The 22,036-nt window shown below is 68.5% G+C and carries 21 protein-coding genes; 10 read left to right on the top strand and 11 right to left on the bottom strand.

The annotated features are described in order from the left end of the window. Window positions 1-29: 29 nt before the first annotated feature. On the bottom strand, window positions 30-1,595 hold the full coding sequence (locus EV653_RS26770) for a glycerol-3-phosphate dehydrogenase/oxidase (protein WP_134106416.1): 1,566 nt from the start codon (window positions 1,593-1,595) through the stop codon (window positions 30-32). Further along, window positions 1,592-2,212 (bottom strand): TetR/AcrR family transcriptional regulator, encoded by a 621-nt coding sequence (locus EV653_RS26765; protein WP_134106415.1) that lies wholly within the window; start codon window positions 2,210-2,212, stop codon window positions 1,592-1,594. The genes EV653_RS26770 and EV653_RS26765 overlap by 4 nt, the downstream gene beginning before the upstream one ends. 118 nt (window positions 2,213-2,330) lie before the next feature. Between EV653_RS26765 and EV653_RS26760 the strand changes: the two genes are divergently transcribed. The 3 genes from EV653_RS26760 to EV653_RS26750 are packed head-to-tail and all read left to right on the top strand — an operon-like array spanning window position 2,331 to window position 5,722. Continuing rightward, complete coding sequence (locus EV653_RS26760; RefSeq protein WP_134106414.1) at window positions 2,331-3,959, top strand: FAD-binding oxidoreductase; 1,629 nt, start codon at window positions 2,331-2,333, stop codon at window positions 3,957-3,959. 42 nt (window positions 3,960-4,001) lie between these two features. After that, entirely contained in the window at window positions 4,002-4,721 is a 720-nt protein-coding gene (locus EV653_RS26755) for an SDR family NAD(P)-dependent oxidoreductase (protein ID WP_134106413.1), read from the top strand. Next, window positions 4,718-5,722, top strand: a complete 1,005-nt coding sequence (locus EV653_RS26750) for an S-adenosylmethionine:tRNA ribosyltransferase-isomerase (protein ID WP_134106412.1) — start codon at window positions 4,718-4,720, stop codon at window positions 5,720-5,722. Before EV653_RS26755 ends, EV653_RS26750 begins: the two co-directional genes overlap by 4 nt. Here the strand turns inward: EV653_RS26750 and EV653_RS26745 are convergent. The 5 genes from EV653_RS26745 to EV653_RS26730 form a co-directional block, all read right to left on the bottom strand. After that, window positions 5,719-6,444, bottom strand: coding sequence for an ABC transporter permease (locus EV653_RS26745; protein WP_134106411.1), 726 nt, complete (start codon window positions 6,442-6,444; stop codon window positions 5,719-5,721). The genes EV653_RS26750 and EV653_RS26745 overlap by 4 nt on opposite strands. Then, window positions 6,441-7,391: an ABC transporter ATP-binding protein gene (locus tag EV653_RS26740; protein ID WP_134106410.1), complete on the bottom strand. Its 951-nt coding sequence runs from the start codon at window positions 7,389-7,391 to the stop codon at window positions 6,441-6,443. The genes EV653_RS26745 and EV653_RS26740 overlap by 4 nt, the downstream gene beginning before the upstream one ends. Before the next feature lie 32 nt (window positions 7,392-7,423). Next, complete coding sequence (locus EV653_RS41335) at window positions 7,424-7,588, bottom strand: hypothetical protein (protein WP_166679562.1); 165 nt, start codon at window positions 7,586-7,588, stop codon at window positions 7,424-7,426. Between the two features lie 157 nt (window positions 7,589-7,745). Then, entirely contained in the window at window positions 7,746-8,489 is a 744-nt protein-coding gene (locus tag EV653_RS26735; protein ID WP_134106409.1) for a rhomboid family intramembrane serine protease, read from the bottom strand. 68 nt (window positions 8,490-8,557) lie between these two features. Then, window positions 8,558-9,100 (bottom strand): peptidylprolyl isomerase, encoded by a 543-nt coding sequence (locus EV653_RS26730; protein WP_134106408.1) that lies wholly within the window; start codon window positions 9,098-9,100, stop codon window positions 8,558-8,560. A gap of 329 nt (window positions 9,101-9,429) precedes the next feature. Here EV653_RS26730 and EV653_RS26725 point away from each other — a divergent pair, with 329 nt between their 5' ends. Beyond that, window positions 9,430-10,272, top strand: a complete 843-nt coding sequence (locus EV653_RS26725; protein WP_134106407.1) for a hypothetical protein — start codon at window positions 9,430-9,432, stop codon at window positions 10,270-10,272. Window positions 10,273-10,334: 62 nt separating this feature from the next. Here the strand turns inward: EV653_RS26725 and EV653_RS26720 are convergent, their stop codons facing one another. Next, window positions 10,335-10,646, bottom strand: coding sequence for a hypothetical protein (locus EV653_RS26720; protein ID WP_134106406.1), 312 nt, complete (start codon window positions 10,644-10,646; stop codon window positions 10,335-10,337). Window positions 10,647-10,774: 128 nt separating this feature from the next. Continuing rightward, window positions 10,775-11,266 (bottom strand): methylated-DNA--[protein]-cysteine S-methyltransferase, encoded by a 492-nt coding sequence (locus EV653_RS26715; RefSeq protein WP_134106405.1) that lies wholly within the window; start codon window positions 11,264-11,266, stop codon window positions 10,775-10,777. 109 nt (window positions 11,267-11,375) lie between these two features. Here EV653_RS26715 and EV653_RS26710 point away from each other — a divergent pair, with 109 nt between their 5' ends. The 3 genes from EV653_RS26710 (at window position 11,376) to EV653_RS26700 (ending at window position 15,228) form a co-directional block, all read left to right on the top strand. After that, window positions 11,376-12,095, top strand: coding sequence for a DUF4328 domain-containing protein (locus EV653_RS26710; protein WP_134106404.1), 720 nt, complete (start codon window positions 11,376-11,378; stop codon window positions 12,093-12,095). Window positions 12,096-12,303: 208 nt separating this feature from the next. Beyond that, window positions 12,304-14,436 (top strand): DUF4328 domain-containing protein, encoded by a 2,133-nt coding sequence (locus EV653_RS26705; protein ID WP_134106403.1) that lies wholly within the window; start codon window positions 12,304-12,306, stop codon window positions 14,434-14,436. 12 nt (window positions 14,437-14,448) lie between these two features. Next, window positions 14,449-15,228: a sugar phosphate isomerase/epimerase family protein gene (locus EV653_RS26700; RefSeq protein WP_134106402.1), complete on the top strand. Its 780-nt coding sequence runs from the start codon at window positions 14,449-14,451 to the stop codon at window positions 15,226-15,228. 69 nt (window positions 15,229-15,297) lie between these two features. Here the strand turns inward: EV653_RS26700 and EV653_RS26695 are convergent, their stop codons facing one another. Continuing rightward, on the bottom strand, window positions 15,298-15,858 hold the full coding sequence (locus EV653_RS26695) for a TetR/AcrR family transcriptional regulator (RefSeq protein ID WP_134106401.1): 561 nt from the start codon (window positions 15,856-15,858) through the stop codon (window positions 15,298-15,300). 137 nt (window positions 15,859-15,995) lie between these two features. Here EV653_RS26695 and EV653_RS26690 point away from each other — a divergent pair, with 137 nt between their 5' ends. Further along, window positions 15,996-17,138, top strand: coding sequence for an FAD-dependent oxidoreductase (locus EV653_RS26690; RefSeq protein ID WP_134106400.1), 1,143 nt, complete (start codon window positions 15,996-15,998; stop codon window positions 17,136-17,138). A gap of 8 nt (window positions 17,139-17,146) precedes the next feature. On the opposite strand, the gene EV653_RS26685 is transcribed toward EV653_RS26690, so the two are convergent. Beyond that, a complete protein-coding gene (locus EV653_RS26685) occupies window positions 17,147-18,145 on the bottom strand; it encodes a LacI family DNA-binding transcriptional regulator (RefSeq protein ID WP_134106399.1) in 999 nt (332 codons plus the stop codon). 119 nt (window positions 18,146-18,264) lie between these two features. On the opposite strand from EV653_RS26685, the gene arfA reads away from it, so the two are divergent. Next, window positions 18,265-19,749 (top strand): arabinosylfuranosidase ArfA, encoded by a 1,485-nt coding sequence (gene arfA / locus EV653_RS26680; RefSeq protein ID WP_238160110.1) that lies wholly within the window; start codon window positions 18,265-18,267, stop codon window positions 19,747-19,749. Between the two features lie 12 nt (window positions 19,750-19,761). Beyond that, window positions 19,762-21,972: a family 43 glycosylhydrolase gene (locus EV653_RS26675; protein ID WP_134106398.1), complete on the top strand. Its 2,211-nt coding sequence runs from the start codon at window positions 19,762-19,764 to the stop codon at window positions 21,970-21,972. Window positions 21,973-22,036 lie beyond the last annotated feature (64 nt).

The following is a 22,036-nucleotide window of genomic DNA, read 5'->3' as shown; positions in this document are numbered from 1 at the left end:
CCCGCAGCCAAGTTAACCCCACGCCCGACTCACACCGCGGCGAAAGTCTCCCGTACTGCGGGCAACGCGAGCTCGCGATCGGCGGCCGACAACCCGATCCGCGTCCGCCGGTCGAGGACGTCGTCCTCGGTCAGCGCACCCTCGTGCCGGACGGCGAACCGCAACTCGGCGTACGTCGTCCGCAGCCCCGGCGCGATCGGCTGCTGGAACTCCGGCGGACCGGCGATCACCTGCGGCGCCTCGACGCCGTACCGCTGCACGAACCGCGCCGGCGCCTTGACCGCGGCCAGCCGCACCCGGTCGGCGGCCCCCACCAGCGGGATCCGGTGCGTTTCGCACGGCCGTCGTACGTCGAGCGACGACTGCTCGATCGCCTTGTCGAGGGCGTCCTGCGCCATCCGGCGGTACGTCGTCAGCTTCCCGCCGACGATCGTCACCACGCCGTCCGGGCTGGTGATCACCGCGTGCCGGCGGGAGATGTCCGCGGTCTTGTCCTCGCCCCTGTGGTGGCCGGTGTCGAGCAGCGGGCGCAGTCCGGCGTACGTGCCGAGGAGGTCAGCGCGCGTCAACGGCTGCTGCACGGCGGAGCTGATCGTGTTGAGCAGGAAGTCGATCTCGGCATCGGTTGCATGCGGTACGTCGTTCACCGGGCCGGGCGCGTCCTCGTCGGTGAGGCCGACGTACACCCTGTCGTCGGGTGCGGGGATCGCCATCACCACGCGGCGGAGCTCGCCCGGGACAGGGACGGTCAGGATGGCGGACAGGCCGCCGAAGACGGATTGCGGCAGGACGAGGTGAGTCCCGCGGCTCGGCCGGAGTTTGATGCCGGAGGCAACCTGATCCGCCCAGATCCCGGCCGCGTTGATCACCATCCGGGCATCCACGGTCAGTCGGTGGCCGGTCAGCTGGTCGACCAGGACGGCGCCACGCCCGGTGACCTCGGTGGCGGCGACCCTGGTCAGGATGCGAGCGCCGTACTGCGCCGCGGTCCGCGCGATCGCGACCACCAGCCGCGCGTCGTCATACAGCTGGCCGTCCCAGGTCAGGAAGCCGCCGCGCATCCCCTCGGGCTTGAGCGTCGGCGCGTACCGCAGGAGCTCGGCGGAGCTGACCCGTCGCGAGTGCGGCAGGTAGTCGTCGCTGGTGCGCGCGAACATGCGCAGGACGTCGCCGCCCAGGAACGCCGATCGCAGCATGGCAGCCTGCGCGAACTTTGCCTGCGGCAACCATGGCGCGATCTGCGGGATCGGGTGGACCAGGTGCGGCGCCGTCGTCTTCATCAGGATGCCGCGCTCGACCGCGCTCTCGTAGGCGATCCCGACATGACCGGACACGAGGTACCGCAGTCCGCCGTGCACCAGCTTGGAGCTCCACCGGCTGGTGCCGAAGGCCAGGTCGTGCTTCTCCACCAGGGCAACCGTGAGTCCGCGGGCGGCCGCGTCGAGCGCCACGCCGGCGCCGGTGACCCCGCCGCCGACGACGAGCACATCCACGCTCGTCAGCGAGTCGAGCTCGCGTGACCGGCGGGCCGCATTCAGGCTCGCGTTGCCCGCTGCCCTGAATTCCTTCCCCGCCCCACCGCCCCGGTCGATCATGGAGCGAGATACCTCGTGAGCATCACGCGCAGCTCCTCGTCGAGCTTCGTGTACTCGTCCTTCTCCGCCATCACCGGCCCGGAGACCGCGGACGCCAGTGAGACGAGGATGATCTGCCGGGCCAGCCACACCGGGTCGCCGTCGCGGATCGACCCGTCGGCCTGACCCTGGCGGATGCCCTCCTCGACCAGCGCGAGGTGCGCGACCGTGCTGCTGCCGCGCCGCTCCAGCAGGTACGGCGTGAGGAACTCGGGGTCGAGCTCGATGATCTTGCGCATCAACGGGTGGACGCGGGTCTTGGCCACCACCTCGACGACCCCCTCGACCAGCCGCGCACGACCGTCGGCTGCGTCAGGCTGGAACGCCGAGACGAGCGCGATGGTCCACTCGCGGGTCATCAGCGCCGCAACCACGGCCTGCACGTTGGGCCAGCGCCGGTAGAGGGTCGCGCGGGAGACCTCCGCGTGCCGGGCGATGTCGGCCATCGTCATCCGCCGCATCCCGATCGCCAGCAGCAACTCGTACGCCGCATCCAGGATCCGCTCCTCGCCGATCGCATTCGCGGGCGTGGGACGGCTGCTGGTCTCTTGATCCGATTCGCTGCTACGCTGAGACATCACATGCCAAAGTGTATCAGCGACTTCGGCATCCCGGAACTGTCCAGGGGAGGTGGGAGCCAGGGGGTTCCACCTCCCCTGGACGCTACCTCGCAGGACCGCCGAAAGGGAGCCACCCATGACCGAATCAGACCTCCCGGTGGCAGAACTCACGCCCGGCCGGTGGGGTGACCCCTCCCAGGTTGTCGAACTACCCGCCGCGGCACTCGACGCCCTCAAACACCTCGGCATCAAGCGCCCGGGCGCCGCGGGTGCGCCGGCGGGGGTAGGCGGTGGTGCGCCGGGTGCGGAGACGCCGCGTGCAGCGGAGGGGCCGGGTGCGAGCGCTCCCGCCGGGGCGGCGGATCGGCCTGAGCTCACCGGGCCGCAGCTGGCCTTCCTTGCCTCGGTCGTGGGGTCTGAGCATGTGACGTCCGACCTCGGCTCTCGCTGGGCGCACACCAGGGGCTATTCCACGACCGACCTGCTGCGGTTCCGCGCGGGCGACGCCTCGGACATGCCGGACGCGGTCGTCTACCCGGCCTCGCACGACGAGGTGGCCGCGCTGCTCGCAGGTTGCGCTGAGCACGACCTGGCAGTGGTGCCGTACTCCGGCGGCACCTCCGTCGTCGGCGGTCTCGCCCCGACGGGCCGGTTCATCACCGTCGACCTGCGTCGTCTGGATCAGCTGGTCGACCTGGATGAGATCTCCCGGACCGCCACCCTGCAGGCCGGCTTACGCGGCCCCGCGGCCGAGCACCTACTGGCTGAGCGCGGCTATACGCTCGGCCACTTCCCCCAGTCCTACGAAGGCGCCTCGATCGGCGGCTACGCAGCAGCACGCTCCAGCGGCCAGTCCTCAGCCGGCTACGGACGGTTCGACCAGATGGTCGTCGGCCTCACCCTCGCAACACCCCGTGGCACCATCGAGCTCGGCCGAGCACCGATGTCGGCGGCCGGCCCGGATCTGCGCCAGCTGATCCTCGGCTCCGAGGGTGCGTTCGGCATCATCACCTCGGTCGTCGTCCGCATCCGCCCCCGGCCGACCGAGCGCCACTTCGAAGGCTGGCGGTTCGAGAGCTTCGACGCCGGCCTCACCGCCGTGCGGCGTCTGGCGCAGGACGGCCCACTGCCGACAGTCCTCCGCTTGTCAGACGAGATAGAAACTGCGGTGAATCTCGCCGACCCCGACGTCCTCGGCGGCGGGTCCGGCGGCGTCCTCGCGATCATCGGGTTCGACGGTCCGTACAACCAAGCGACCGCGGACGTCCTCACAGCGGCCGGCGGCGAGAACCTCGGCGAAGGCCCCGGTGAAACCTGGCGCACCGGCCGCTACCGCGCGCCGTACCTCCGCGACCCGCTCCTCGACGAGGGCGCCCTCGTCGAAACTCTCGAGACGGCTGCTTTCTGGTCCCGCATTCCCGCCCTCAAGACCGCAGTCACCGAAGCCCTCGTCGACGCGTTGAGCGCGACCCCGCCGCTCGTGCTCTGCCACATCTCCCACGTCTACGAGACCGGCGCCTCGCTCTACTTCACCGTCATCTGCGCCCAGTCCGACGACCCCGTCGAGCAATGGCTCACCGCGAAGTACGCCGCCAACCACGCGATCGCCGACGCCGGCGGCACGATCACCCACCACCACGGCGTCGGCACCGACCACCGGACGGCGTACCACGCGGAGATCGGGTCACTCGCGGTCGAAGCCCTGCAGGCCGTCAAGCACACGCTCGACCCGGACGGCGTCCTCAACCCGGGCATCCTGATCTGACACCCTTGACTTCAAGTTTGCTTGAGGTATGACGGTGTCGGCATGACACCTGATTCCTCGAATCGTCCTGTCGCGCTGATCACCGGGGCGTCCGCCGGGCTGGGGCTCGCGCTGGCCCACGGGCTGGCCGACCGCGGCTGGACGCTCGTGATCGACGCCCGCGGCGCCGGCCCGCTGAAGGACGCGGCCGATGCGCTCGCCAACCGCACCGACGTGGTCCCGCTCGCAGGCGACGTCGCCGACCCCGAGCACCGCCTTGACTTGCTCGACGTGGTGAACCAGCTCGGCCGCCTCGACCTCCTTGTGAACAACGCCAGCTATCTCGGCCCCAGTCCACTACAAGCAATCGCCGCTGCCGACCTCGACGAACTGCGTCGCGTCTACGAGGTCGACGTACTCGCACCGATTGCGCTGACGCAGGCGCTGCTGCCCGCTCTCACCGCAGCGTCCGGAGTACTGATCAACATCAGCTCCGATGCCGCAGTGGAGGCCTACGAGACCTGGGGCGGCTACGGCTCGGCCAAGGCTGCACTCGACCACGCCACGCGAGTACTGGCGGCCGAGCACCCCGCGCTGGCTGTGTACGCCGTCGATCCGGGCGATCTGCGCACCGCGATGCACCAGGCAGCGTTCCCGGGCGAGGACATCTCGGACCGGCCGGAGCCGGCAACCGTGGTACCGGCGTTCCTGAAGTTGCTGGACAGCCGTCCGGCGAGTGGACGGTACCGAGCGGCCGAGTTCGCGCCGGCGGTGACGTCGTGAAAGTGCACCCACACACCAGATTCGTCCTCCCGGACGCGCTGAACGCCGGCGAACCACCGGAGGCGCGCGGCCTGCGGCGGGATCAGGTGAAGCTGCTGGTCGCGGAGGGGTCGACCGTCACGCACACCCGCTTCGACCGGATCGGCGAGCATCTCCGGCCAGGAGACCTCTTACTGGTCAACACGTCCGGCACACTGCCCGCGGCGGTCGACGGTACGTCGGTCACCGTGCATTTCTCTACCGCACTCGACGACGGCACCTGGGTGGTCGAACTGCGGGACGACGGCTCGCCGAAGTTCGACGGTAGGGCGGGTCAGCAGGTGGAGTTGCCGGAGGGCGTGCTGACGTTGCTGGCGCCGTACCACTCGGAGAGCAATCGCCTGTGGATCGCGAGACCGCCTGTCCCCGACGTACTCGGTTATCTGCAGCGGCACGGGCGTCCGATCACCTACAACTACATCGGCAAGCGCTGGCCGTTGGCGGCGTACCAGACTGTCTTCGCGCGAGAGCCGGGCAGTGCGGAGATGCCCAGCGCAGCAAGGCCGTTCAGCTTCGAGCTGGTGAGCCAGCTGGCGTCGCAGGGCGTGCTGATCGCCCCGATCCTCTTGCACTGCGGCGTCTCCTCGCTGGAGAGCCACGAACCGCCACAGCCCGAGCGGTACGACGTACCTGCGCACACGGCCCGTTTGGTCAACTGGGTCAAGGCGAACGGCGGGCGAGTCATCGCTGTGGGCACTACTGCGGTCAGAGCGATCGAGTCGGCCGCGGGTACCTCGGTCAACCCGTCGCAGGGGTGGACCGACCTGGTCCTCAGCCCGGACCGTCCGCCGCAGGTTGTAGATGGGCTCATCACCGGTTGGCATGCGCCTGAGGCATCGCATCTGCTTCTACTGGAGTCGGTTGTCGGCACTGAGCTGGTACAGCGCGCGTACGACGCCGCCGTACAGGAGCACTACCTCTGGCACGAGTTCGGCGACAGTTGTCTGTTGCTGAGGGGTTAGGCCTTCGTCCCGAGGATCAGGCGCTCGCGATCGAACAGCGCCGACGCCACGCGCCATCCGATGCGGTTCAGCGCAAGGAGAACAGCTGCGGCGACTACTCCGGTCAGCAGGGACACGTCGATGACGTTCAGGGCGATCAGGATCGCCAAGGCCACGGACGGCAGGCTTGCCAGGGTGGAGAGTTGCTGGGCCACGCGGATGTCGTTGGCTCGGGTGGAGATCACGATGGCGACCCAGATCGACCACCCGGCCAGCAGCGGGGTGAACACCAGTTGGGCGATCACGTCGGACGGCCGGATGAGCGCGGAAGCCACACTGGGCTGAGCGAAGAGTCCGACGCAGGCCAGGAACAACGCAAAGACGGCGTACGCGACGATCGCCGCCGGAATGAACGTGGCGAGTGCCTTGCCGAGCAGCAGCTCCTCGCGGCGGATCGGGGTGGTGAGCAGCGGTTCGAGCGTGCCCTGCTCCCGCTCGCCGACCACCGAGTACGAGGCGACCAGCGACGGTACGAGGGCCGGGATGCCGAGCATGTACAGCAGCACATGCTCGTGTCGCAGCGGCCCCGAGGCCGATGACGACAGCGCGAAGACAGTGACCAGTGGCTGCACGGAGAAGATCAGCGGAATGATGGCCATCCCAACGACCATGGACCGGTTCCGCCGGAACTCGCGCAGCTCTTTGTCGACAACGGCGCGGACCAGCCTGGGATTGACCGTCATGGCTGACCGGCCGGTACGTCGATGAGCTCAAGATAGACGTCCTCGAGCGAGTGGTGCGACGGGCTGATCGACAAGACGTCCGCGTCGGCCTGTACCAACGCCCGGGTGACTTCCGGTGCTGTCTGGGCCGGATCGTCAACAGTCAGGACGTAGGTGGACAGGTCGTCCTCGTGCCAGGCTCTGACGCCCGTGACGCTTCCGAAGAGGCGGTCCGGTGCGCCGAGCGGGACCGCCGTACGCACGGTGAGTGTGCGGGCGAAGAGTTCGTCGCGTAGCTGGTCGGGGCGGCCGATGGTGCGCAAAGTCGTGTTGAGGATGGCGACGCGGTCGCAGAGGCGTTCGGCCTCGTCCAGCCGGTGCGTGGTGAGGAAGATCGTGACGCCACGCTGACGGAGTTCGTCGATCAGGTCATGTACTCCGCGAGCCGCGACCGGATCGAGTCCCGAGGTCGGCTCGTCCAGGAACAGAACTTGCGGGTCGTTGAGCAGCGCGCGGGCCAATGCGACCCGTTGCCGAAGGCCCTTCGACAGCGCGCCACACGCGTCCTGAGCGCGGTCGGTGAGGTGTACTGCGCTCAGCACGTGCTCGATGCGTTTGGTTGCCGTGGGCACCTGGTAGAGGTCGGCGAAGCAGCGGAGGTTCTCGAGCACGGTCAGGCGGAGGTACAGGCCGGGCGACTCGGGCATGATCGAGATTCGCCGGCGGATCTCGACGGCGTTGTCCGGGGTGAGTGCAAGCCCCGCGACGGTGGCTGTGCCGGACGTCGGCGTGAGGAGCGTGCCCAGGGTCCGTACGGTCGTGGTTTTGCCGGCGCCGTTCGGTCCGAGGAATCCGAACACCTCGCCGTACCCGATCTCGAACGAGACGTCCTGGAACGCCACCCGGTCGCCGAAGTGTTTGCTCAGCCGATCGGCCGACAATGCTGCGGACGGCTGCATACCGTCCATGATTCCACCGGCAGCGGGAAAATCGACCCAGTTCAGCGCGACCGGGTTGCGGTGACCGTCTCGTTCGCCCGTCGTTCCGGGGTTTTGCCCGGCTCATGCTCGAGCGAACTGATCCAGCTCGGCGACTCCGCCGGCCGCACGAACGGATGCCGCTCATTGCCGGGCCGCGCCCGCTTGTCCACTGCACGTGGGCTCATCAGCTGTCCTAACCAGTTCGGTCCCCCGTCGGGACGTCACCTGATTAGACGAGCACTTCCCCCCGGCTGTCATCCCCTTTAACCCAACCGAACGAAAGTTGTGGCCTAGTCCGTTTAACATGCAACCATCTGTGCGCCCGCCGACGCGGGCTGCTTGTCAGGCTGCTTGTTTGTTGCGGCGTTTGTGGTTGGAGAGTTGCAGGAAGATCCACGCCAGCGCCGCGCCGACGACGAAGCCGCCCAGGTGGCCTTCCCACGAGACGTTGGGGATGGCGAAGGACAGCACGGCGGTGACAGCGACGTACATGATGATCCAGGTGATATCGCCACCGCGGGCGCGGCTGATCACGAGCAGAGCGCCGACCAGGCCGAGGACCGCGCCGGATGCGCCGAGCGTTGCCGAGCCCGGGGCCGCGAGGAGCCACACTGCGACGCTGCCGCCCAGCGCGGACAGCACGTAGAGCACGATGAAGCGGAACCGGCCCAGCATGTGCTCGAGCGGCGGACCGAGCTGCCAGAGCATGAACAGGTTCGAGAAGATGTGGAAGATCTGCACGTGGGTGAAGGCCGACGTGAGCAGCCGCCACGGCTCGCTCTCGGCCAGCACCGGCACCATCACCAGGTCCTGCAGGATCTGCGGGCTACCGACGTGTACGGCGATGAAGACGAGCACGTTCAGCGCCATGATCGTGTAGGTGACGACGCTCTGGTTGGCGCGCTGGATGCCGCCGAGCGAGGTCCTGGTCCGCGGGACCGAGCGGACTCCCTCGTTGAAACAGCTCGGGCACTGGAAGCCGACGGCGGCGCTGTTCATGCAGGACGGGCAGATCGGCCGGTCGCAGCGCTGGCAGCGCACCCCGGCGGGCCGATCCGGGTGCCGGTAGCAGACGGTGTCGGTCACGCGGGTGCGTCCTTCGTTGGAGCTTCGGAGACGGGGCCGGTGGCGTGCCGGCCCCGCGGGAGAATCAGTCAGGCGTTCTTGCGCTCGATGACGACCTTGTTGATGACGATCGGCTCGAGCGGCCGGTCGCCGGGCGCGGTGTCGGCGGTGGCGATCGCGTCGACGACCTTCTTCGACTCGTCGTCGGCGACCTCACCGAAGATCGTGTGCTTGCGGTTCAGGTGCGGGGTCGGCACGACGGTCACGAAGAACTGCGAGCCGTTGGTGCCGTGGCCGTACTGGATGCCGGCGTTGGCCATCGCGAGCAGGTACGGGCGGTCGAACTGGAGCTCCGGGTGGATCTCGTCGTCGAACTGGTACCCGGGCGTGCCGGTGCCGGTGCCGAGCGGGCAGCCGCCCTGGATCATGAACCCGTCGATCACGCGGTGGAACGTCAGGCCGTCGTAGAACGGCTTGTTGGTGGGCTGACCGGTCTGCGGGTCGGTCCACTCCTTGCTGCCGTCGGCCAGGCCGACGAAGTTGCTCACCGTCGCCGGCGCGTGGTTCGGGAACAACCTGATGACGACATCGCCCTTGTTCGTCTGCAGGGTTGCGTACAGCTCTTCGGCCACGGGAGTCACTCCTAGTCGGATTACGGCTTACGCCCTCGATCCTGTCATGCCACCCCAAGAAACCCGGAAACAACCCGCCCCTCGCTCCGCTCGGGGCGGGGAGGAGGAAGAGCCGCCCCGATGCGAGACGCAGGCGGGAGACGCGTCCAGGCCGGTGGTGGGGTGGGAGATGTGTGGGAAAGGTGGGGTGGGGGCACCGGAGGAATGGCTTGGAACGTCGTACGATGCAGATGCAGCCGGATTTGTCCAGATTTGTGACCGGAAAGTGCCCATGTCGCCGATGGGCGGGAGAGCTGTCCGCTGGGGCGGGCGGCACCGAGGAGGGAACCGTGGGTTTGAGTAAGTCCAAGGGCCGGGTCGAGGTCGCGAAGGACCGGGTCCGGCCACTCGCCGAGTCGGCGTCGGAGAAGCTCGGGCCGGCCATCGGCCAGGTCCGGGACCACCTCGGACCGGCTGTGGGCACCGCACGGGAGAAGGTGTCGCCGTACGCCGAGAAGGCTGTCGAGCGGGGCGCAACCCTTGCCCAGCAGGCGGTCGACAAGGCCGGTCCGGTGCTCGACGACGCCCTCGCCAAGGTCGGCCCAGCCACCGAGCACGCCGCCGAGAAGGCCCGCGAGCGGCTGAACGACGACCTGCTCCCGAAGGTGACCGCCGCGCTGGTCACCCTCGCAGCCGCCGCCGAGCCCGTGGTCGAGGAGACCGCCCGTCGCAGCAAGGCCACCAAGGCCGCGCTGAAGGGCGAGCTCGACCTACCGAAGAAGAGCCACAAGCTCCGCAACCTCGTGCTGTTCCTGGGTTTCGGCGCACTCGCTGCGGCAGCGGTGAAGAAGCTGCTGACCCCGCCGGAGCCGGCATGGCAGTCCACCCCGACCAGCGGTCGCGACTACAGCTCCGCCCCGGCCGGTACGACGGCACGCCCGGCAGACACGTCGGCGTCGTCCAACGGCCAGACCGACGCCAAGCCGGAAGCCAAGCCGGACGCCGCGAAGCCGGATGCCCCGAAGGCCGAGACGAAGCCGGAGACCGAGCCGGACGCCAAGCCCGACGCCAAGGCGGACGCCAAGGCAGATGAGGCCAAGGACGAGGTGAAGGCGGCGTCGAACGGCGCCGTGAAGAAGACCACCACCAGGAAGTCGACGGGCTCGAGCGAGTCCAAGCCCACCGATTCCTGACTCCACCGCAACGGCGAAGGTCCCGCACCCAGCAGGGTGCGGGACCTTCGTCTTTGTAACCGTCAGCCCGGCTGTGGTTCGGGATCGGTCTTCGTGATCGTGTAGCGGCCGGCTGACAGCAACTGGGTGGCGTACCGATGGGTGATGCACGGGTAGGTGCCGCCGCAGCTCAGGCAGACCGCGTCGTTGCGGTGCAGCCAGGGAACGACCTTGAAGCGCCTGATCCAGGTCATCGGCTCGCGGTCCGGAGCATGTGTCTTCAGGGCTGCGCGAGCAGCGCCCTGGATCTCCGGGGCCGACCATTCCTCGGCGCTCTTGTCCATCAGGGCACTGAGGTCGGGGTGGAGGTGGTCAGAGGTGCGGTCATTGTTCATTTGTATGTCTTCCAAGGCAGGTGGGAGGGCGCCTGAATCACTCGCTTCAAACGTTAGTGCCCCAGCGTTCCCACCGCGCCCCGATCGGGCCCGAACGAGTGTCAGATCTTCGTCAGGTCTGACGTCGATCAGGTCCAGAGAGTCTCGAGCGTGACCCGTGCCTCGAGCTCGAGCAGATGGCGCTTGGTCGGGATGCCGCCGCCGAAGCCGACCATCTTGCCGCCGGCGCCGACGACCCGGTGGCAGGGCACGACGATCGCGATCGGGTTCCGGTTGCAGGCGGTGCCGACAGCGCGGGCCGCGCCGGCATCGCCGACGATCTTGGCGACCTCGCCGTACGTCTGCATCTCGCCGTACGGGATGCGGGTCAGCTGAGCCCAGACCGCGCGCTCGAAGTCGGAGCCGCCACGGACCGACAGCGGCAGCGTGAACTCCTGGAGCTCGCCGGCGAAGTACGCCTTGAGTTGCTCGGCAGCCTCGGTCAGCAGCGGGTCGGCCGTGACCGGACGGTCGGCTGCTCCAGCTGTGCTTGATCTGCCGAAATGCAGCCGGCACAGCCCGGTGTCGTCGACCGCAAGGGTCAGGTCGCCGATGGGCGAATCGATCACGGACCAGCGCATGCCACCATCCTCGCGCCGGCCACCGACAGTTTCTGGCGGAAATACGCCACCGACCGATGACAACGTGATGTTCTCGCCCGGTCACGCGGTGTTGTGCTATGTGTGATCCATGCCGGCGTCACAGGTACCGCTGGACCGGTGGTTCAGTTCCGAGCGGCCGATGGGCGTCAGCGCGTCGATCCTGATCGGACTGGTCACGGTCACCGCGTGGGCGACCGCATGGTCGGACTGGTACTCCTACCACACGCTCAAGACGTACGGCGCCGACCCGGACAAACTGGACGAGGCGGACCTGATCTCGGGCTCGCTCGGCATCGTCTCCGCGCTCGCGCTGTTCGCGGCCGCTGCGGTCTTCATCGTCTGGCTCTGGCGGGTCCGGTGGAACGCGGAGATGTTCTGCCGTGGCCAGCACCGCTTCACCCGTGGTTGGGTGCTCGGCTGCTGGCTCGTCCCGGTGGTCAACCTCTGGTACCCCAAGCAGGTCGTCGACGACATCGTCGCGGCCAGCGATCCGCGGACCGATCCGCACACCCTGACCCTGAAGGAGATTCCGGGCACCCAGTTGGTCTGGGCCTGGTGGATCAGTTGGGTGATCGGACTGGTCACCGGAAACATCGTGCAAAGAGGGGTGCTCGCCGGCGCGTCGCAGCTCGGAGACCTGCGGACCAACGTCATACTGTCCTCCGTCTCAGCGCTGTTCACCACCGGCGCGGCCGTGCTCGCGGTGCTCCTGATCCAGCGGATCGACGAACTGCAGAGCATGCGTCCATGGGTGCCGTGGTGGTCGGCCGGGACACCGCACAACGGCTTCCAACCACCTGCGCGGTAAACCAAACCGTCACGCCCTGTCCGATCAGTCGTTACCACTGGTGATGGGCGTACGAAAAGAACACGTTAAGTCGACACCCTCCGTGCTGGGGCCGGCTCCCTTGGCGTACCTACTTCGTGGTATCAATGTGGCTCGGTCATGCGGGGGCAGGACCTGGCCGAAGCGCCGAACAGACGACGGAGTTCCAGCGACGCGAGGGACGCGAGACGTGAGCCACCCGCAGGCATTATTGACTGCTGTCGACGATCAGGAAGAGTGGCAGCCGCACGCGGCTGAAGAGTTCCAGCAGGTCGGGACGGTCGGGAAGATCGCCATCGGACTGCTCGGTGCGTCGACGGTCACGCACCTGCTGTCCACCTGGTCGGACTGGAACACCTACTCGGTCGTCCACCGCTATCTCGGCGGGATGCCGAACGTCGACGACGCGGATCTGAACCGCGCCGACGCCATCGCCAAGGTCACCGCGGTCCCGAACGTGATCATCTCGGTCGCCGCCGCGGTCGTCTTCGTCATCTGGCTCTGGCGGGCCCGGGTCAACTCTGAGGTGTTCTGCCAGGCAGACCATCGCCGCAGCCATGGCTGGGTGCTGGCGAGCTGGTTCTGCCCCGGCCCGAACCTCTGGTACCCCAAGCAGATCGTCGACGACGTCTGGCTCGCCAGCGATCCGAAGACCCCTGTGTACGCCGACGACCTGCGCCGGTTCAGGACTCCCGGCCTCACCTCGGTGTGGTGGGTGGCCTGGATCGGCGCTCTTGCGTTCGACGTGGTCGTGCGCCGGTTCCTGATGTGGATGGAAGCGACCGTCGGCTCGCTGCGTGGGATCGCCCTCGCCGGTACCGCGTCCCTCGTGCTGACCGCTGTTTCCGCGGTCGCGGCGACGATGGTGATCCGCAAGATCAACCACATGCAGACCACCCGCGCGTGGGTGCCGTGGTGGGACCAGGCGCCGAAGCTGAGCGCAGTCCCGTCGTACGAGGTGACCCAGGTTCCGTCGTACGCGAACGACGACACCGACGAGCAGCCCGCGATCTCCGAGCCGATCGCCGCGTCGCCGGCGGTGGGTCTCGTCCGCGAGCCGCAGCTGCAGCTGGCCGGCGGCCACCAGACGCCGGCCCCGGCAGGCAGCCCGTTCGCTCCGCAGGCTCCCGCACCGAGCCCCTTCGCCCCGACCCCGCCGGCACAGCCCGCACCGCAGGGCTTCCCGGGCGACGGCGCCGCCGCACCGGCCGCTTTTGCCGGTGACCCGGTGGTCGAGGAGTCGCCGAAGTGGAGCCCGTTCGCTCCGGTCGTCGAGAGGTGGCAGGACAACGACGCCGGTCCGGCGACCGAGCAGTTCAGCCCGATCGAGTCCTGGCGCGACGAGAAGCCGGCCGCGGAGACGACGTACGAGTCCCAGCCGTCCTGGAGCGACTACCGCAACTCCGACGACCTGCTCGGCACGACGAGTACGGCGGGTACGGCGAGCAGCTGGCTCGACGAGGCCGCGCCGATGACCGTCGTCCAGCCCGACCCGTACGCCTACCAGGCTGCGCCGGATACCTTCCCCACCCCACCGGCCCGGTCAGGGCCGCAGCAGCCGGCCGAGCAGCCGTGGGCCGCGCGCTACTCCGAGCCGTACTCGTACGAGACCGATTACACGTCCTCCCCGGTGGAGGCGCAGACCGCACCCGAGCCTGAGCCCGCGCCAGTTGCGCGCGCCGGACGCCGGGCCGCTCGGGTCGCGGTCGACAGCCCGTCGGCGATCCAGCCGGCCGTCGAGAGCCATTCCACGTACGGTGCGGAGTCCGAGCACACCAGCTACTCGTCGTACTCCGACCACAGCGTCTACGGCCAGTCCGAGCACACGCAGCCGTCCTCGCACGTGTCGGCGTCCTCCGGGTACTACGAGCCGGCCCCTGCGCCAAGCCACCAGGACGACCAGGGCTACCAGGAGCCCGACGACTTCCTGACGCCGTCGAAGCCGCTCCCGCCGGTCCCGTCGTACGGTCCGGAGCCGACGTACTCGTCGAACAACGACGAGGGGTACACGAGCTACGAGTCGACGTCGTACACCTCGGACTACTCGCCGTACAGCTCGGAGTACAGCAGCAACAGCTACAGCTCGAGCAACTACGAGTACGACACCTACAGCAACAACACCGGGTCGGAGTACACGAGCACCGAGTCGTACGAGACGTACAGCCCGAACTACGCCTCGGAGTCGTACGGGTCGCAGTACTCGCCCGAGCCGGAGCAGACCGAGTACCAGCAGCAGACGCCGTACTCGTACGAGCAGGAGCCCACTGACCCCGAACAGCCGACCCCGCCGCGGACCCATCCGCGCCGCGGCCGCTGGGCCTGAGCCGATAGCCGTATGCGTCTAGGTTTCGCCACTCTCGGTTGTCCCGGAGCTCCACTCGACGAGGTTCTTTCGCTTGCCCAGGGCAACAAATTCACCGGTCTGGAACTGCGGGCCGCGCCGGACGAGTTCACCCACACCTGCCTGACCGCGGCCGAGCGGCGTGAGCTGCGGACCCGGATCGAGGATGCCGGCCTGGAGATCTTCGCGGTCAGCAGCTACGTGAAGCTCTGCGCCGTCGAGGACCAGCCCCTCGAAGCCCATCTGGAGCTGGCCGGCGACCTCGGCGCCCGCGGGGTCCGCGTCTTCCCCGGCGACGACCCGGCCGATGACACCGGTACGGCGGAATCCCCCAGCGCAGGCGAGATCCGCGCGCTCGATCGCGTGACGACCGCACCGCGGGACGTCCCGATCCTGCTGGAGACGCACGACTCGCACTCGACCGCCCGCCAGGTTGCTGCGTTCTGCGCGCTGCTCGACGCCGACGTCCCCGGCCACAACGTCAAGGCGATCTGGGACAGCTCGCATACCTGGTCGCACGGCGAGACCCTGGCTGAATCGTTCGCGTTGCTGAAGCCGTGGGTCGACGTCGTGCAGTTCAAGCAGGCCGACTCGCAGCACGACTACCGTCCGGTGGCGATCGACGCCGGCGACTTCCCGATCCAGGAGCTGCTGCAGACCCTCGACGGGACCGACTACCCACTCTCACTGGAGTGGGAGCTCAAATGGCACCCGGAGCTGCCGTCGCTAGCGGAGACGCTGCCCGCCGTTCACACCTGGTTAAGTGTCCCGTAGTCGGTGTGGCTTGGCGCTATCGGCGCCCAGGCACGCACCTCGACACCGCTATCACTCAAGCCACACCGCCTACGGGACACTTGGCACCGGCGAGGTCAAGTAGCGCGTGATCGTCGGGCCGAGCCACGCGACCGCGTCGTCGGTGGACAGGCCGACGATCGGCTCGAACGCGAGGATGTAGCGGCACAGCGCGAAGCCAAGCGCCTGCGTCGCGATCAACCCCGCCCGCACGGCCGGCTCGTCCATCGCGGCGCGCTCGAACGCGGGCGTGAGCTGCCCGATGAACACCTGCCGCATCCGCTCGGCCGCGGCCTCGTTGGTGACCGCAGTACGCAGCAGCACCCGTAGCGTGTCGTCCTCCTCCCACCGCTCGACCAGGTGGCGCACGAGCACTTCTCCGGCCTGCTCGCGCGGTACGTCGCGCAGATCCGGTAGTCGTACGTCGAACTCCGCTGCGGCCGCGAACAGCTTCTCCTTGCTGCCGTAGTACCGCATCACCATCGCCGGGTCGATCGACGCGTCGGCCGCGATCGCCCGGATCGTGGCGCGCTCGTACCCGTCCGCACCGAACCGCTCCCGGGCCGCCGCGAGGATCGACGCCCGGGTCCGGTCCGACTTCTTCTCTGCCATGCCACACAGCATATGCCAACACTTGTTGACTTTCCTCGGGAGCGGTCCTAACGTAGAAGTCAACAAGCGTTGATAAAACGAAAGACGAAAGAGACCCCTCGCTTCGCTCGGGGGAAGGGGTCAGGAAAGGAGCGACGATGACTCCGCGGAATGCAGAGGTCGTAGTGGTAGGTGCGGGTCCGGTCGGGCTCGCGGTGGCGGTCGGTCTCAAGCTGCACGGGCACGACGTGGTGGTGATCGACAAGCAGGCCGAGGGCACGAACACCTCGCGGGCGTGTGTGATCCACCCGCGGACTCTGGAGGTGCTGGAGCCGCTCGGGGTGACCAAGCAGCTCGTCGACCGGGGGCTGGAGCTGGAGGACTTCGCGATCCGGGCCGGTGACCGCAAGCTGATCCCGGTCGGCTTCGAGGACCTCCCGACCGCGTACCCGTTCGTCACGATGATCCCGCAACCCGTCACCGAGCAGGTCCTGCTCGACCGGCTCGAGGAACTCGGCGGCTCGGTCCTCCGCCCGTACGCCGCGACCGGGCTGGCCCAGACCCCCGACGGTGCGGAGGTCACGCTGGACAACGGCGACGTGATCCACGCGCAGTACGTCGTGGCCGCCGACGGCATGCACAGCACGATCCGCGAGCTGGCCGGCCTGCGGATGCCCGGCAACACGCTGGAGCTGTCGCTGAGCCTGGTCGACGTACGCGTCGCAAGTGGGCTGCCGACCGACGAGGTCGCGCTGTACTTCGCGGCGGCCGGACTGCTCGTCGTCGCACCCTTGCCGGACGGAAGCTTCCGTCTGGTCGCTGAGGTGCACGATGCGCCCGAGCACCCCGACCTGGCATTCGCGCAGCACCTGGTCGACGACCGCGGTCCGCGGAAGTCGCACCCGAAGGTCACCGAGGTCGTCTGGGGTTCCCGCTTCCGGATCCACGAGCGGGTCGCGGACAAGTACCGGTCCGGCCGGGTGCTGCTCGCCGGCGACGCGGCGCACACGCACAGCCCGGCCGGCGGTCAGGGCATGAACCTGGGCCTGCGCGACGCGGTCGTTCTGGCGGACGCACTGTCGGCGGCGCTGGCCGGTGACGAGTCAGGCCTGGATGCCTACGCGACGAACAGCCGTGCGGAGGCGGTCCGGGTCATCGGACTCGCACACCGCCTGACCCGGCTGGCCAATGTCCCGCGGGCGATTCGTCCGGTGCGGAACGCCGTACTCGGTCTGGCTGGTCGCCTCGGTAAGACGCAGAACGGACTGGCCAAGCAACTCGCCGGTTTCCCGGAGCGATAGGACAGGCGCTAGCCGGCCGTCGATTCGCGGATCTGTAGGGTGTACGGAACGGTGAGGTCGCGATGGGCGGCTTCACCGTTTCCGGCGATCCGGTCCAGGAGTAGGGCGACCGCGTTGTCGGCCAGCCACTCCTTGTCGGGCGAGATCGTGGACAGCGTCGGTGAGTGGTACCGGCCGTCCTCGATGTCGTCGAAGCCGACCACGGCGATGTCATGCGGAGCGCGCAGTCCGGCGTCGGCCAGCGTTCGGAGTGCGCCGAGGGCGAGTAGGTCGTTGAAGCAGAAGACCGCGTCCGGTGGCTCGGGCAATGCCAGCAGTTCGCGCATCGACGCGGCGCCGTCCTCGCGGTGGTATCCGGTCCCGGCGAGCTCGAGCGCCGGATCGTGTGGCAGGCCGGCCGCCTTGAGTGCCTTCCGGTATCCCTTCCGCCGTACCACCCCGGTGCTCGTCCCACCGACGCCGATCGCCGCGATCCGCCGTCGGCCGATCGAGATCAGATGCGTGGTGGCGTCGCACGACGCCTGGACCGAGTTGACCGCGACCCGGTCGAACTGGCCGCCGGCCGGTCGCTCGCCGAGCAGGACCAGCGGCTTCCCGATGTCGGCGACGGTCAGCTTGGCCGGCACGGTCGTGATCGGGGAGAAGATGATGCCGTCGATCAGTTGCCCGCGCATCCCGTCCAGGACCAGCTTCTCGGCCGCGGACTCGCCCTCGGTCTGGTCGATCAGCACGGTGATCCCGCGACGCTTCGCGGCCCGGCTGATCTCGGCGCCGAGCTCGGCGAAGTACGGCGAGGCCATCTCCGGGATGGCCAGCGCGATGAAGTCCGAGCGGCCTTTGCGCAGTGAGCGGGCGCTGACGTTCGGCCGGTAGCCCAGGGCGGCGATCGCGGCCTCGACCTTGGCCCGGGTCCGCGCGGTGATGTGCGGGTAGTCGTTGATCACGTTCGACACGGTCTTGACCGAAACGCCGGCCTGCGCGGCCACATCACTCAGCCTGGTCGCCATCCCGAGAACCTCCAGTCGCCGGCCTGTCGCCCGAGTCTGCCACCGTGAACTCTTTACAGCGATTGTCAATCGTTGTAGACAACCACGTTAAACGTTGTAAACGACTCGCGGGAGGCCTTGTGGCTCGGCTCATGGTTGACCCGGCGTTCGTGGTGGGCGCACTGGACCGGAGGCTGTTCGGTTCGTTCGTCGAGCACATGGGGCGGTGCGTTTACACCGGGATCTACGAGCCGGGGCATCCGCGGGCCGACGCGGACGGGTTCCGGGAGGACGTGCTCGAGCTGGTCCGGGAGCTCGGCGTCACCGCGGTCCGCTACCCCGGCGGGAACTTCGTGTCGAACTACGACTGGGAGGACGGCGTCGGCCCGAAGGACCAGCGGCCGCGCCGGCTCGACCTGGCCTGGCGGGCGATCGAGCCGAACCAGTTCGGCACCGACGAGTTCGTCGCGTGGTCGCGCAAGGCCGACGTACAGCCGATCTGGGCGGTCAACCTCGGTACCCGCGGGATCCGCGAGGCCGTCGACCTGCTGCAGTACTGCAACCTCCCGGCCGGGACCGCGCTCAGCGACCGCCGCGTCGCGAACGGCAGCCCGGAGCCGCACGGCATCCGGATCTGGTGCCTGGGCAACGAAATGGACGGGCCGTGGCAGATCGGCCACAAGACCGCCGACGAGTACGCACGGCTCGCCGAGGAGACCGCGAACGCGATGCGGCGCGTCGAGCCCGATCTCGAGCTGGTCGCCTGTGGTTCGAGCAACGCCGGGATGCCGACGTTCGGCGAGTGGGAACGCGTCGTCCTCGAGCGGACGTACGACCTGGTCGACCACATCAGCCTGCATGCGTACTACGAACCGCGCGACGGCGACCAGGCGAGCTTCCTGGCCGCCGCCGAGGAGATGGACCGGATGATCTCGTCGGTCATCGCGACCGCCGACCACGTCAAGGCACTGAAGCGCAGCGACAAGGAACTGACGCTGTCGTTCGACGAGTGGAACGTCTGGTACCAGCAGCACTTCCCCGGCGAACTCGGTCTCGGCATCCGTGAGGTCGGCCCGCTGATCGAGGACAGCTACACCGTCGACGCCGCAGTCGTGGTCGGCAGCCTGCTGATCACCCTGCTCCGGCACGCCGACCGGGTGAAGATTGCTTGCCTCGCGCAACTGGTCAATGTGATCGCCCCGATCCGGACCGAGCCCGGCGGCCGCGCCTGGCGGCAGACGATCTTCCACCCGTTCGCCCTGACCGCGCGGTACGCCGGCCCGACCGTGCTGCAGACCGCGATCACCGGCGGACCGGACATCCACACCGCCGCCTTCGGCAAGCTCCCGGCGTTGTGGAGCACAGCGACGTACGACGAGAACACCGGGGAGACCGCGATCTTCGTGGTGAACCGGAGCGAGACCGACACGATCGACCTGGAGATCCCGGTGGCCGGAGGTTTGATCCAGCACCTGGCTCTGTACGACGAGGACCGGTCTGCGGTGAACACCGCGGACCAGCCGGACCGGGTGACGCCCCGGACCGTGGATGGCACCGAGATCGTCGACGGTGTCTGCACCGCCACGTTGCCGCCCGCTTCGTGGCATCTGATCCGTTTGAGCTGAAGGGACCGCCCTGTGCCTTCGAAACGACTACTCGCCACAGCACTTGCTGTCGTCGCAGTAGCGGCCGGTACGTCGGCCGCCACCGCGGCGCCGGTAGTGACCACCACCAATCCCGTCACATCCAGCTTCGCCGACTCCTTCGCCGACCCGTCGATCATCCAGGGCCGGGACGGCTACTGGTATGCGTACGCCACCTCCGACCCGCTCGTCGCGAACGGCCCGTTCGGGCTGATGCACATGGCCCGAACCAAGGACTTCAGTTCCTGGGAGTACCTCGGCACGGTCTTCAACGACCAGACCAAGCCGGCATGGGCCGCGCCCGGTTCGTTCTTCTGGGCGCCCGACATCCGGTACTTCGGCGGCCGCTACGTCATGTACTTCACCGTCACCGACACAACCGCCAACGCCGGTGGTGACCCCGCGATCGGCGTGGCCACAGCGCCGACGCCGGCCGGACCGTGGACCGCGAGCGACGGCCCTGTCGTAGCGCCGCGACCCGACGGCAACGGCGGCTACCTCGGCACGATCGACCCGGCCGAGCTGACTGCCGCCGACGGCAAGCGGTACCTGTACTACGGCGGCTTCAACGGCGGCATCTCCGTGACGGAGCTGAGCGCCGACGGCATGCACGCGGTTGGCACCCCGACCCAGGTCACGATCGGCGACCGGTACGAAGGCTCGTACGTCGTCTACCGCGACGGCTGGTACTACTTCATGGGCTCGTCGATGAACTGCTGCGCCGGCCCGACCACCGGGTACTCCGTCTTCGCCGGCCGGTCCCGCTCCCCGCGCGGGCCGTTCGTGGACGCCGACGGCGCCAAGCTCACCGACTCCCGCGTCGGCGGTACGACGGTGATCACGCAGAACGGCAACAAGTGGATCGGCCCCGGCCACCACGCGTTCATCACCGACGCGGCCGGCCAGGACCACATCGTCTACCACGCGATCGACCGCGGTACGCCGTGGCTGACCGACCCGTTCGGCATCAACCGCCGCCCGATGCTGATCGACCGGATCGACTGGATCAACGGCTGGCCCCGCACGCGCGCCGGCCAAGGCCCGTCTGAGGGCCCGGTCCCCGCGCCGACAACCGGCTCGTCGCTGGGCATCGACTCGACCAACCCTGCCGCCGGCCTACTCGGTGCAACAGCCAACCCGGGCGACGCGGTCGGCGGCCCCACGGCCTCCATCCAGGGCGCAGCCCGAACCCGCGTCTCGGCGCCCGGCGGTTCGCTCCGTGTCGAAGCGGACGTCAAGCTGGGCACCAGTTTCACCACAGTCCTGGGCAATCAGGTGGTCGCGTCTGTTGCGAACAACCGCCTGACGTTGGCGGTCGGGCGGCGTACGACGTCTGTGAACCTGCCCGCCGACTTCGACCGTACGCAGTGGAACAAGCTGTCGGTGCAGGCCAGTGAATCCAGCGTGACAGCACGACTGAATGACGCAGGCCTAGGAGACGTTTACGCGGAGGCGCAGCTCAGCGTGCCCGGGTTGAGGCTGGCGGCGGCTCCGGTGCGGTGGGTCGGAAACGCCGAGGTGGACAACCTGACCGTCAGGCCCGCCGCCAAGCCGGTGACGCAGCTGGCAGCAGTACCGCGGACCGGGAAGTTGCTCGCCGGTGACGACTTCGACGGCGCGCTCGGTGCGGACTGGACCTGGGTGCGTCAGGATGACCAGGCGACTGTTGCTGACGGCAACCTGAGCTGGCCGTTGGAGAACGCCGACCTGGTCGGTAGCGGGAACAACGCCGGCCTCCTGCTGCACTCGACGCCGGCCGGGAAGAGCTGGATCGCCGAGACCAAGCTGCACCTGGACACCGGCATCGATGACGTTCGCAACTACCAGCAGGCCGGGATGATCGTCTACCTGAACGACGACGACTTCGCGCGCCTCGGCGATGTCGCGATCTGGAAGACCCGCCAGACGGAGTACGGGCGTGAGTTGGTTGCGCGGCCGTCCGACGGCGCCACGTCGTACGGCGCTGCCGCGATCGGCCGGACCGCGCCGACGATGTGGATGCGGATCGCGTACCACGAGAACGCCGGCGGCGAGCACGTCTACCGGGCCGGGACCTCCGTCGACGGGAAGAACTGGACCTGGGGAGCGTCCTGGGTCCTCCCGGCCGCCGCCCGCATCGGCCTCTACGCCCACGGCGAGTTCACCGGCGCGAACCCGCCCCCGGTCGCAACCTTCGACTACCTGAAGTTCTACGAGAGCAAGTAGAAGGCCGGCGAGCCTGCAAGGAAGCGATCAGAGAGAACACAAGAACAAAGAAGAGGTTTTAGAT

Origin of the sequence: Kribbella pratensis (assembly GCF_004365355.1) — a bacterium.
In the GTDB taxonomy this organism is placed as follows: Bacteria; Actinomycetota; Actinomycetes; order Propionibacteriales; family Kribbellaceae; genus Kribbella.
The sequence above is the reverse complement of the archived record's forward strand: the minus strand, read 5'-3'. Positions and strand labels throughout refer to the sequence as shown.